Genomic DNA, 12,995 nt, shown 5'->3' with positions numbered 1-12,995 from the left:
CAATCACGGCGCGCCATCTGCTTTTTGCATCGCGGCATGAAACTGTTAAAATGGTTGATATGATGAAGTAAACAGAAAAAGGGAAGTGCGGCAGTTGAACATTGGAATCATTGGCGGCGGTGCGATTGGTCTGCTTTGTGCTAGTTATTTATCACAGCATCATGACATCACTGTTTTGACAAGAAGAAAAGAACAGGCAGAGGAGATTCAAACATCAGGAATTAAGCGAACGGTAAAAGGAGAGACATTTCGGTCGTCTGCCGAGGCACGGGCAGAGATTACAGGAGGATTTGATCTGCTGATTGTGACGGTGAAATATCATCATTTGCAAGAGGTGCTTGATGACCTATCGACATTACCTCGTCAGCGAATCTTATTTTTACAAAATGGCATGGCCCACTTATTAGATTTAGAAAACTGGAAAACGGCGCATACAATATATATAGGTGTCGTAGAGCACGGGGCGATGAAGGTATCAGATCATGCGGTAAACCATACAGGGATTGGTGTCATCAAGTGGGGTGCTTTTCATCCTGAGGATGCAGCTGATGTGAGAAATGCTTTAAACGAAACGCCGGCTCATTTTCAGATGATTTATACGGATGAATGGAAAAAAGTGCTGGAGGAAAAACTGCTAGTCAATGTATGCATTAACCCGCTCACGGCTTTATTGCATGTGAAAAATGGGGAATTGATTGCAAATCCTTCATATAAATACATGATGAAATGTGCATTTGAAGAAGCATTGTCCATTTTAGGTCTGGCTGAAAAAGAGCAGCTCTGGTCACACGTCGTTTCAATTTGTAAGAAAACGGCCGCCAATCAATCGTCGATGCTTCAAGATATCGTCAAAGGCCGTGAAACCGAAAGAAAAGCCATCGTTGGCTATCTTTTAAAAAAGGCTCAAGCTCAAGAGATTCTGGCGCCACATCTTACTTTCTTCAATCGAAGCTTGGAAGTATTGGAAAAAAAGCAAACAAAATCTTTTGAGTGAGCTCATTTACATGCTATACTTTTTTCGGGAAACTAACTATTTATTGAAGAAAGGAAGTTCTAAACATGCAATTGACTGAACTTTCCATCCGAAGTCAGAATTTATTCATACGTGATTATATAGAAGAAAAAAAAGAGATGACTGCTTTTTTTGATTATGATATACATTCTGAGCACACATGGAAAAAGAGATACGACGATCTCATGGAAATGAGCTTCCCGCGCGAGGCTTTAGCAGATTATATGAGCGCATACCACGCAAAGTTTGAATCGGCAGCGATGCGTCAGAACATTGAAAAGATCCGTGACAAGCGGAGTGTCATGGTGGTTGGAGGGCAGCAGGCAGGCCTACTTTCAGGACCGCTTTATACCATACATAAAATCATATCCATTATTCAGTTCGCAAAAGAAAAAGAATCAGCGCTTGGCGTTCCTGTGATTCCAGTCTTTTGGGTAGCAGGTGAGGATCATGACGTAGATGAAATTAATTTTGTCTACACATCTGGCGACAAAGGTCCAGTCAAGCAAAAGCTGCCATTACATAACGTTAAAAAAACTGCTGCAAAAAGAACACCGCTGCATCAAGAAAAAACAGAGAAATGGCTACGTGACGTGTTTTCAACGTATGAGGAATCTGCATATACAAATGACTTGCTTGATCAGCTTCTTCGATGTTTACGCAAATCACAAACGTTTACTGATTTCTTTGAATGGATTGTATGCGACCTTTTTGAAGAAGATGGACTTCTTCTATTTAATTCAGGAGACTTAGGCGTTAAACCACTTGAGCGTACGTTGTTCAAGCACATTGTCGAGACAAATGATGCGGTCACAGCTCGTTTGAATGAAACGCAGGCTGCCATGAAACGAGCGGGATATCAGCCGATCATTGAAGCTGGTGACAATCAGGCGAACCTGTTTTACGAATATGATGAGGAGCGTTTCCTTATTGAAAAAGAAAACGGCCAGTTTTCTATATCAGAAGTGGGGCTTACATGGACGAAAGAAGAGATTTTGCAGGAAATTGAGGAGCACCCAGAACGGTTCAGCAACAATGTGGTGACGCGCCCCTTAATGCAGGAAACCCTTCTTCCGACACTTGCTTTTATGGCAGGACACGGTGAAGTCAACTATTGGGGGGAGCTGAAAGGAATCTTTGAGCATTTTAAATTGAAGATGGCACCTGTTCTTCCAAGACTGCACGTGACCATTCTTGAAAGGCACATCGATAAGAAGCTGCCGGCTAGAGAACTTTCTGTAGAAGAAGTGCTCACAAGCGGAGTAAAAGAAAAGAAAGAGGCTCACTTTGAGCAAAGCCTTCCAGACAGCTTTGTTCAAGCCGTTGATCATGCGAAACGTGAATTAGCGAAAGTTCACGGTGTATTGAGGCAAGAAGCACTGGAGGTTGAACCAAACTTCGAGCAGCTGCTAGATAAAAATGCCAAATTTATCGAAGACCAGCTTCAATTTGTTTATCAAAAGGTGGCGAAGCGTGTGGAAGAGAAGGAAGGATATATCCTTCGGGATTTTGAACGGATTGAAAACAGCTTAAAACCACTAGATGCCCCGCAAGAAAGAATTTGGAATATCATGTACTTTTTAAACAAATATGGTCCAGAATTCTTCAAAACGTTCAAAAATCTGCCATTTTCATTTCAAAACAAGCAGCAAATTGTCAAACTTTGAAATAAAGTTTTAATGAACCCTGACTAGTTCAGGGTTTTTTTTTATGTAGAAACAGTGTAAAATAAGTTTTGTGGAGAGAAGTGGTGGATAGTGGAGAGTAAGGGTGAGAAAGTGGGGCTCTGATTATCATGTTCATGGGTGAATACCAACATACGATTGATACAAAAGGGCGCATGATCATCCCTGCTAAATTTAGAGACGGTCTCGGAGAACAGTTTGTGCTGACGAGAGGGCTTGATCAATGTTTATTTGGCTACCCTATGAGTGAGTGGAAACTAATTGAAGAGAAACTCAAAGCACTGCCGCTAACGAAAAAAGATGCACGTGCGTTTACCCGGTTCTTCTTCTCCGGCGCAGTTGAATGCGATCTGGACAAGCAGGGGCGCATTAACATCGCATCAAACCTACTCCAATATGCAAAACTCGAAAAAGAATGTGTGGTCATCGGCGTTTCAAATCGAATTGAGTTGTGGAGTAAGTCGATCTGGGAACAATATACAGAAGAGCAAGAAGATTCTTTTGCTGAAATTGCTGAAAACATGATTGGGTTTGATATATAATAATCCCTTGTGCAGCAAGCTTTCTACACATTCATTTCTATTTGAAAAAGGTGGGACCATAACATCATGTTCCAACATGAGACAGTATTATTAAAAGAAACAGTTGACGGTTTAAACGTCAAAGAAGACGGTACATATGTAGACTGCACGCTGGGCGGAGCAGGTCATAGCTCATATTTACTATCTCAACTATCAGAAAAAGGTACATTGATTGGATTTGACCAAGACGATGCTGCACTGGATCACGCACGAGAGAAGCTCGCGGATTCTAAAGCGAACATTCTTTTCATAAAAAGCAACTTCCGATATTTAAAAGAACGTCTGAATGAACAAGGCATTACAAGCGTAGACGGTGTGATTTTTGACCTTGGGGTTTCATCGCCTCAGCTCGACACACCAGAGAGAGGCTTTAGTTATCACCATGATGCACCTCTTGACATGCGAATGGATCAAACAGCCGCATTGTCGGCAAAACAAGTGGTGAATGAATGGCCATTTGAAGATCTAGTTCGGATTTTCTACAAATATGGGGAAGAAAAATTCAGCAAGCAAATCGCACGCAAAATTGAAGAAGCTAGAAAAAAAGCGCCAATTGAAACAACAGGTGAGCTTGTCGACATTATCAAAGAAGGAATTCCCGCACCTGCAAGACGAACAGGCGGACATCCAGCAAAAAGAGTGTTTCAAGCGATCCGAATTGCTGTAAATGATGAATTGAAAGTTTTTGAAGAAGCACTAGAACAAGCAATAGAGTTACTCAATCCGAAGGGGAGAATTTCTGTCATTACATTCCATTCACTTGAAGACCGGATTTGTAAGAGTACATTTAAAGAAATGTCTTCACTTCCAGAACTTCCGCACGGACTACCAGTGATTCCAGAAGGACTTGAACCAAAGCTGAAGCTGATCACGAGAAAACCAATCGTTGCATCAGAACAAGAGCTGGAACATAACAACCGTGCCCGTTCAGCGAAGCTCCGAATTGCAGAAAAAAAGTAAAACGACACCATAGATGATGATAAAAAGGAGGTTTCTTATGAGTAATTTGGCTTACCAAAGAGAAGTAAAGCAATATCAAACAGAGCAGCAAGGCCAATCGGTGGTTATCAAAAGACGAGGTTCTATCACACTTGGTGAAAAAATCTTACTTGTCATGTTTGTCATGGCTCTTATGTGCAGCTCCATTCTCATCATTTCTAAAGCCTTTGCTGTCTATCACGCCAATATTGAGGTGCAGAAATTAGAACAGCAAGTATCTTTAGAATCGAAGAAGATCACTGAGCTTCAAAAGGAAAAAGACTTGCTGAGTGAACCAGAGAGAATCATCGAAGCTGCGAAAAAAGCAGGCTTAAGCATATCGAAAGATGTTAAGAAGGTCGATTAAGATGGCGATGCCTAAAAAGAATAAAATGATGAACAGAGGCGCGGCAATTGCGAGTATTTGCTTCGCCCTGTTTTTCTTTATCATCCTTGCACGTTTTATCTATATTCAGATTACAGGAACAGTCGATGGTCAAGTATTAGCCGCAAAGGCAAATGAACAATATCAATCGAAGAAAACACTTGAAGCGAAAAGAGGGTCTATTTTAGACCGAAATGGGAATGTGATTGCAGAGGATACTTCTGTCTATAAGCTCATTGCAGTCATGAGCAAGAAAATGACGGTCGATCCCAAGCACCCAATGCATGTCGTCGACAAAGAAAAAACAGCAAAAGAGCTGTCAAAAGTAATTGATATGAGCGAAAGCGAAATATTAAAGCGTCTGAATACAAAAGATGCGTTCCAAGTTGAGTTTGGTAAAGCTGGGAAAGATATCAGTTTTTCAACAAAGGAAAAAATTGAAAAGCTAAAGCTTCCAGGAATCGCATTTGAAAAAGACACGAAGCGATATTATCCAAACGGCATGTTTGCTTCGAATCTGATCGGTTATGCAAGATTAGATGAGGCGACGAAGGACATGTCAGGCGCGATGGGACTTGAGAAGGCGCTGAACAAATATTTAAAAGAAAAAGACGGCTATGTCACATATAACAGTGACAGAAGCGGATGGGCTCTTCCAAATAGTAAAGAAGACATTGTCGCTCCGAAAGATGGAAAAAATGTCACGCTGACTATCGATCAAAAAATTCAAGCGTTCCTTGAAGAGAGTATGACGCAGGTTGCCAAAAAATATAAACCGAAGAAAATCATTGCCACAGTCGTTGACCCAAAAACGGGCAAGGTGCTCGCAATGGGACAGCGGCCAAGCTTTAATTTAAATGAATTAGACATTACGAATTATAACAATGATGTCATTTCATATGCGTTTGAACCAGGTTCAACGATGAAAATCTTTACACTTGCTGCGGCAATTCAAGAAGGGGTCTACCAAGGCAATGATAAATATCAATCCGGTACTTATAAAGTAGGCGGCGGCCTTGTAAGAGATCACAACAACGGAAATGGCTGGGGAAAAATTGACTTTCATCAAGGGGTTCTCCGTTCGTCAAACGTAGCTTTTGCAAAGCTGGCAAAAGAAAAACTAGGCTTCACGCGATACGAACAATATTTACAAAAATTCCATTTCTACGACAAAACAGGCATTGACTTGCCGAACGAAGCGTCTAGTAAAATCAATTACAGATACGAATATGACAAAGCATCGACGGCTTATGGCCAAGCGTCTGCTATTACACCGATTCAACAAATTGAAGCAGCGACAGCGATAGCAAACGGTGGAACGATGATGAAGCCATATGTCATTGATCATATTACAGACCCGAACACAAACAAAACGATTTTACAGCACGAACCAACAGTAGCTGGAAAGCCAATTTCCTCAGATACAGCAAAGCAAGTACGTGACATTTTAGGGGAGGTTGTTTCTTCGAAGATTGGAACAGGTCAGCCTTACCAAATCAAAGGCTTTGACGTTGCTGGAAAAACAGGTACAGGACAAATTGGCGGTGCCGGCGGTTACCTTCAGGGAAGAAACGATTACGTCTTTTCATTTATGGGAATGGCGCCAAAAGATGATCCGAAGCTGCTCGTTTATGTCGCTGTACAGCAGCCGCAGCTGTCTGACACAGAAACTGGCTCTGCCCCAGTTGCACAAATCTTTAACCCAGTCATGAAAAATAGTCTGCTATATTTAAATATTGCACCAACAAAAACAGACGATAAAAAATCAGGCGAACAAAAAGTGAAACAAGAAACAATGCCTTCATTCCTAGATTTAGAAGTGAAGCAGGCGGAAACAGAAGCCAAAAATAAAAACTTAACGCCTATTGTCATCGGCGACGGCCTCTCCATTAAACGACAGTGGCCAAGTGCAGGCTCTGAATTCTCTGAAAGCCAGAAAGTCTTCTTGAAAACAGCAGGAAAAACCATGAAGATGCCTGATATGACAGGCTGGTCGAGAAGGGAAGTCCTTCAATATGCCTCCATTTCCGGTGTGCATATCGAAACAAAGGGACAAGGATATGCTGTCAAACAAAGTGTGAAAAGTGGAGCAGAGATTTCAGATAAAGTCATCACTGTGACATTTAAAAGCCCGAATTAATTGCAAAACCTAGCAAACGACTTGCTAGGTTTTTTCTTTTGCTGAGCGGGATAGACGAGACGTTCTACATAAGGACGGGCCTGCATATGATGGAAACAAGCCATATGTATGTAAGGAGTGAACCGGGCGTGCGAGTATCAAGTGTAACAGTGAGAAAACGATTGCTTTTCGTGCTGCTGATTGGGGTGATCATTTTTTTCATCATAGATACTAGATTAGGATATGTACAGTTTATTATGGGCGAGAAGCTCACAAGCTTAGCAAAAGATTCATGGAGCCGGAACCTCCCGTTCGAACCAGAAAGGGGAGATATTTTGGACCGAAATGGGGTAGAACTTGCAACGAATAAAAGTGCCCCATCTATATTGGTCGTCCCCCGGCAAATTAAAGATCCCGCAGAAACAAGCAAGAAACTGGCGGCAGTCCTGAATATGTCTGAGGAGAAAGCGTACAAGCACGTCACAAAGAAAACTTCAATCGAACGAATTTCTCCAGAAGGGAGAAAAGTATCTCATGAAAAAGCAAAAGAAGTCAGAGAGCTTGATTTAGATGGCGTTTATGTTGCGGAAGACAGCATCAGACACTATCCGTTTGGCAGTTTTCTTTCTCATGTGCTTGGTTTCGCCGGAATTGATAATCAAGGGTTACTTGGACTGGAAGCCTATTATGACGATGACCTAAAAGGTGAAAAAGGCTCTGTCAAGTTCTATTCCGATGCAAAAGGGCAAAAAATGCCAGATGAAGCAGATGATTATACACCGCCTAAAGATGGCCTAGATATGAAATTAACTGTTGATGCGAAAGTACAAACCATTATAGAACGTGAATTAGACAATGCGCAGGCAAAATATAACCCAGAAGGCATGATTGCGATTGCGATGAATCCGAAGAACGGTGAAGTACTTGGGATGTCGAGCAGGCCGGATTTTGATCCAGCGGACTATCAATCAGTTGACTCAAAAGTGTTTAACCGAAATCTACCGGTGTGGAGCACATATGAGCCAGGTTCGACATTTAAAATTATTACACTTGCAGCAGCACTAGAAGAGAAAAAAGTCAATTTGAAACGCGATCATTTCTTTGACAGCGGATCTGTGACAGTTGATGGTGCAAGACTTAGGTGCTGGAAAAAAGGCGGACACGGGTCACAGTCATTTTTAGAAGTGGTTCAAAACTCCTGTAACCCTGGCTTTGTTGAGCTAGGCGACCGTCTTGGAAAGGATAAATTATTTTCCTATATTAAAAATTTCGGATTTGGCCAAAAAACAGGAATCGATCTTCAAGGGGAAGGACGAGGCATTTTGTTCCCGCTGGACCGGGTTGGTCCTGTAGAGCAGGCGACAACTGCCTTTGGTCAAGGTGTATCTGTTACGCCGATACAGCAAGTGGCTGCCGTAGCCGCAGCGGTAAATGGCGGAACACTTTACACGCCGTACATTGCAAAAGAATGGATAGACCCAATCACAAAAGAGGTTGTGAAAAAGCAATCACCGATTGCCAAAAAGAAAGTGATTTCAGCAGAAACATCAAAAGAAATTAGATATGCGCTTGAGAGTGTAGTCGCTCAAGGGACTGGCCGAAATGCATTTGTTGAAGGATATCGAGTTGGCGGAAAAACAGGGACAGCACAGAAGGTGAAAGATGGCAAGTACATGGAAAATAACCACATTGTGTCGTTTATCGGGTTTGCGCCTGCTGATGATCCAAGTATCGTTGTATATGTGGCTGTAGATAACCCGAAAGGCACCATTCAATTTGGTGGGACAGTTGCTGCGCCAATTGTGGGTCATATTATGCGGGACAGCCTGCCTGAAATGGGTGTGAAAAAAAGAAAAGGACAAATTGAAAAGAAGTACCAGTGGCTGGACACAAAAACGATTGAAGTACCGAATCTTGTAGGGGGATCTGTTTCAGACCTTGAATCCCTCCTGATTAATCTTAAGATCGATGCTTCTGGAACTGGCAGTAAAGTGGTGAAGCAATCACCTGCTGCTGGGACGAAGGTCAAAGAAGGCTCCACCATCAGATTATACTTAAACGATGAATAATAAAGAATGAACAGAGGGTAGCCGCACTCATTCGGCTGCCTCTTTTTGTTGAAAGAGAAGGTCTGTTTGAAAAAAAGAACCTAAAGTGTGTTTTTTCCAAGAGAAACTTAAGGAATACGCTGGATGTATCCTTTTTTTTACGATAAAATATAGACTGTGTGTTTTTTTCGCAAGACATGCACGTGAACGAATTTGAGAGGTTTGATATGAAATGAAATTACAAGAACTCCTTACATACTTTAAAAGTGAAAACAACGAATTAATAAACGAAAATCCTGATATCACTTCCATCGAAATGGATTCTAGAGAGGTGAAAAAAGGAAGCCTTTTTGTCTGTATAAAAGGCTATACAGTAGATGGACACGATTATGCTGAAAAAGCGGTGAAAAGCGGGGCTGCAGCGATTGTAGCAGAACACCCTCTTAACATAACAGATATACCAGTCATTATTGTGAAACACTCTCAAAGAGCTCTTGCAAGAATAGCTGATGCGTTTTACGAACAGCCAACTCATAAGCTGAATCTCATCGGGATCACTGGAACAAACGGAAAAACTTCCACAACACACATGATTGAACAAATGATGAGAAAAGCCGAAAAGAAAACAGGCTTAATCGGTACGATGTATATGAAGGTGAATGATGACATTCTCGATGTGAAAAACACGACACCTGAAAGTGTCACACTTCAGAAGACCTTTAAACAGATGCTTGATCAAGATGTAGACACAGCCATTATGGAAGTATCATCACACGCACTGCATCTTGGCAGGGTACATGGATGTGATTATGATATTGCCGTTTTCACAAACCTTTCGCAGGACCATCTTGACTACCACAACACAATGGAAGAATATAAACATGCGAAAAGCTTGTTGTTTTCACAGCTAGGCAGTGCCTTTCATCACGATAAGCCAAAGCATGCGATTTTAAATGCGGATGATGATGCTTCGAGTTACTATGAAAAAGTGACAGCTGCTGAAGTTATGACATATGGCTTAGAGCAAAAAGCAGATGTCATGGCAAAGAATATACAAATTAAGCCAAAGGGAACTCAATTTGATTTAATCACTCCAATTGGCACCAAAAATGTGACAGTTGCCCTCATCGGTAAGTTTAATGTGTACAACATCCTAGCAGCTGTATCAGTAGGGATTGTATCTGGCTTAACATTTGAAACGATTGTAAGTGCTATTGAAGAGCTGGAGGGAGTCAAAGGCCGATTTGAACTTGTGAACTGTGATCAAGATTTCCCTGTGATCGTCGATTACGCCCATACACCTGACAGCTTAGAAAATGTCCTGACAACGTGTAGAGAATTAACAGACGGCAAAATTTTCTGTGTGATAGGCTGCGGCGGCGATCGTGATAAAACAAAGCGTCCTCAAATGGCCCAAATCGCTGTGATGTATGCAGATGAGCCTGTATTTACATCAGACAACCCAAGAAGCGAAGATCCTTCAGCTATCTTAAAGGATATGGAAAATGGTGTGCCAGACGCATATTATCATAGCTTTGTGAATCGCAAACAAGCCATCTTTTTTGCAATTGCCAATGCGAAAAAAGGCGATACAGTCTTAATAGCGGGTAAAGGCCATGAGACATATCAAATCGTTGGCGATCAAGTGTACGATTTTGATGATGCAAAGGTTGCAATGGACGCTATTTTAGATCTAAACAAATCTTAAAATGATGAAAAGAGTGTAATGAAATGAAGCATTTTGTACAAAAACAACATACGAAGAACGCGAATGAATACCTTAATAATGAATGCAATTTTCTGATGGAAAACGGCTTTGGAAATTCGGAAGGAGTAAAGAACGATGCTTGAACAGGTGATATTGTTTACAATCATAATGGGATTTTTAATCAGTGTTCTTTTATCCCCGATTTTTATTCCGTTTTTAAGAAGACTTAAATTTGGTCAAAGTATTAGAGAAGAAGGACCACAGTCTCACCAAAAGAAATCAGGTACTCCGACAATGGGCGGAATTATGATTATCTTTTCTATCACAATTACGACGATTGTGATGATCAACAAATTTTCTGAGATTAGTCCAGAAATGTTTTTATTGTTATTTGTCACGCTTGGGTACGGTCTATTAGGATTTTTAGATGATTATATTAAAGTAGCGATGAAACGAAACCTAGGTTTAACATCAAAACAGAAATTAATCGGTCAAATTGTGATCGCAGTGATTTTTTATGCAGTCTTCCATTATTATCAGTTTGCAACGACGATTCGCATTCCAGGAACAGATGTCAGCTTCGATTTAGGATGGGCTTACTTTATCCTTGTCGTTTTCATGCTTGTCGGGGGTTCAAATGCTGTGAACTTAACGGATGGACTGGATGGTCTATTATCTGGTACCGCTGCTATTGCCTTTGGAGCCTTTGCTATACTGGCTTGGAATCAATCACAGTACGATGTAGCGATCTTTTCAGTAGCTGTTGCTGGAGCCGTTCTTGGGTTTCTTGTGTTTAACGCGCATCCTGCAAAAGTATTTATGGGTGATACAGGGTCGCTTGCTTTAGGCGGAGCGATTGTAGCGATTGCCATTTTAACAAAGCTTGAAATTTTACTTGTCATTATTGGAGGAGTATTTGTTGTCGAAACGTTATCCGTTATTCTTCAAGTGATCTCCTTTAAAACAACTGGAAAAAGAATCTTTAAGATGAGTCCGCTTCACCACCACTATGAGTTAGTTGGCTGGTCTGAGTGGAGAGTAGTTGTCACCTTCTGGACAGCTGGTTTATTACTTGCTGTTTTAGGAATTTACATCGAGGTGTGGTTATAATTGAATAAGATGCAAATGTTAAAAAACGAACATGTACTAGTATTAGGTCTTGCAAAAAGCGGATATGCGGCAGCTTCAATTCTTCATGAGCATGGAGTAAATGTCATAGTAAATGACCAAAAGCCGTTTGAAGAAAATGAACCAGCTCAGCTTCTTTCTGAAAAGGGGATTGATGTCATTTGTGGCAGCCATCCTCTTCGTATGTTCGATGATAATGAAATCACGATTTTAATTAAAAATCCAGGAATTCCATATGAAAATGTGATGGTTCAAGAGGCGATTCGCCGCCAAATTCCAGTTTGGACGGAAATTGAATTAGCTTATCATTTAACCTCAGCTCCTTTTATTGGGATTACTGGATCAAATGGAAAAACCACTACCACGACTTTGATTTATGAAATGCTGAAACACGATAGTCAAAAAACTTTAGTGGCAGGTAATATTGGCACAGTTGCCAGCGAAGTCGCTGCAAAGGCAGCTGGCGATGAGTGGATTGTAACTGAGTTGTCTTCTTTCCAGTTAATGGGAACAGTTGATTTTAAACCTAAAATCAGCTTAATATTAAATATTTTTGATGCACATTTAGACTATCACCACACTCGTGATGAATATGAAAAAGCAAAGCAGAAAGTATACGCACATCAACTTGAAGATGACATAGCTGTCATTAACCTTGATGATCCATCAGTCGTAAAACTGGCTGAAGCTTCAAAAGCAAAAAAAGTGTTTTTCTCGGTGAAAGAGCAAGTAGAAAATGGTGCGTATATTAAAAATGGTGCGATTTACTACATGAATGAACATATCATCGATTTAAAGGATGTTGTTCTTCCTGGTGAGCATAACCAAGAAAATATTTTAGCAGCTATTTGTGTTGTGAAAAATACTGGCTGCTCAAATGAAGCAATCGCACACGTTCTCACGACTTTTAGTGGAGTGAAGCATCGTCTCCAGTTTGTAGATACAATTCAAAGAAGAAAATTCTATAACGATAGTAAAGCCACCAATATACTGGCAACAAGTAAAGCATTGTCAGCTTTTAAGCAGCCGACCATTTTACTAGCCGGCGGGCTTGATCGCGGTAATGAATTTGATGAATTGAAGCCTTTTATGAAAAATGTAAAAGGAATCATCACATTTGGTGAGACGGCACCTAAGTTTGTGAAGCTTGGTGAAGAACTGGGAATACATCATGTAAAACATGTCGATAATGTTGAACAAGCAGTACCTGCGGCGTTTAACATTTCTGAAGAAGAAGACGTGATTTTATTATCCCCGGCTTGTGCAAGCTGGGATCAACATAAAACATTTGAAGAACGTGGAGACATGTTTGTAAACGCCGTGCATATGCTTAAATAAGGGCTTGTCTCTC

General features: G+C 41.0%; 10 protein-coding genes. All 10 read left to right on the top strand.

The features are described from left to right. Positions 1–94 precede the first annotated feature (94 nt). The 10 genes from AC3WTB_RS02100 (at position 95) to murD (ending at position 12,982) form a co-directional block, all read left to right on the top strand. A complete protein-coding gene (locus AC3WTB_RS02100; protein ID WP_126681774.1) occupies positions 95–994 on the top strand; it encodes a 2-dehydropantoate 2-reductase in 900 nt (299 codons plus the stop codon). Positions 995–1,059: 65 nt separating this feature from the next. Beyond that, positions 1,060–2,679, top strand: a complete 1,620-nt coding sequence (bshC, locus tag AC3WTB_RS02095; protein WP_492333247.1) for a bacillithiol biosynthesis cysteine-adding enzyme BshC — start codon at positions 1,060–1,062, stop codon at positions 2,677–2,679. A gap of 128 nt (positions 2,680–2,807) precedes the next feature. Continuing rightward, positions 2,808–3,239 (top strand): division/cell wall cluster transcriptional repressor MraZ, encoded by a 432-nt coding sequence (gene mraZ / locus AC3WTB_RS02090; RefSeq protein WP_003211163.1) that lies wholly within the window; start codon positions 2,808–2,810, stop codon positions 3,237–3,239. A 66-nt stretch (positions 3,240–3,305) separates the two neighbouring features. After that, positions 3,306–4,238, top strand: a complete 933-nt coding sequence (gene rsmH / locus AC3WTB_RS02085) for a 16S rRNA (cytosine(1402)-N(4))-methyltransferase RsmH (protein WP_024426925.1) — start codon at positions 3,306–3,308, stop codon at positions 4,236–4,238. A 37-nt stretch (positions 4,239–4,275) separates the two neighbouring features. Further along, positions 4,276–4,623, top strand: coding sequence for a cell division protein FtsL (ftsL, locus tag AC3WTB_RS02080; protein ID WP_039178324.1), 348 nt, complete (start codon positions 4,276–4,278; stop codon positions 4,621–4,623). A gap of 7 nt (positions 4,624–4,630) precedes the next feature. Then, entirely contained in the window at positions 4,631–6,781 is a 2,151-nt protein-coding gene (locus tag AC3WTB_RS02075) for a penicillin-binding protein (protein ID WP_492333433.1), read from the top strand. Positions 6,782–6,909: 128 nt separating this feature from the next. After that, the gene (locus tag AC3WTB_RS02070) at positions 6,910–8,829 is read left to right on the top strand and encodes a stage V sporulation protein D (protein ID WP_492333246.1); all 1,920 of its coding nucleotides are present in this window, start codon (positions 6,910–6,912) and stop codon (positions 8,827–8,829) included. A gap of 211 nt (positions 8,830–9,040) precedes the next feature. Then, the gene (locus tag AC3WTB_RS02065) at positions 9,041–10,516 is read left to right on the top strand and encodes a UDP-N-acetylmuramoyl-L-alanyl-D-glutamate--2,6-diaminopimelate ligase (RefSeq protein ID WP_492333245.1); all 1,476 of its coding nucleotides are present in this window, start codon (positions 9,041–9,043) and stop codon (positions 10,514–10,516) included. A gap of 135 nt (positions 10,517–10,651) precedes the next feature. Next, the gene (mraY, locus tag AC3WTB_RS02060) at positions 10,652–11,626 is read left to right on the top strand and encodes a phospho-N-acetylmuramoyl-pentapeptide-transferase (RefSeq protein ID WP_003211854.1); all 975 of its coding nucleotides are present in this window, start codon (positions 10,652–10,654) and stop codon (positions 11,624–11,626) included. A gap of 9 nt (positions 11,627–11,635) precedes the next feature. Then, entirely contained in the window at positions 11,636–12,982 is a 1,347-nt protein-coding gene (gene murD, locus AC3WTB_RS02055) for a UDP-N-acetylmuramoyl-L-alanine--D-glutamate ligase (protein WP_492333432.1), read from the top strand. Positions 12,983–12,995 lie beyond the last annotated feature (13 nt).

Source organism: Bacillus sp. EB106-04-04-XG123, assembly GCF_058791855.1.
The sequence above is the reverse complement of the archived record's forward strand: the minus strand, read 5'-3'. Positions and strand labels throughout refer to the sequence as shown.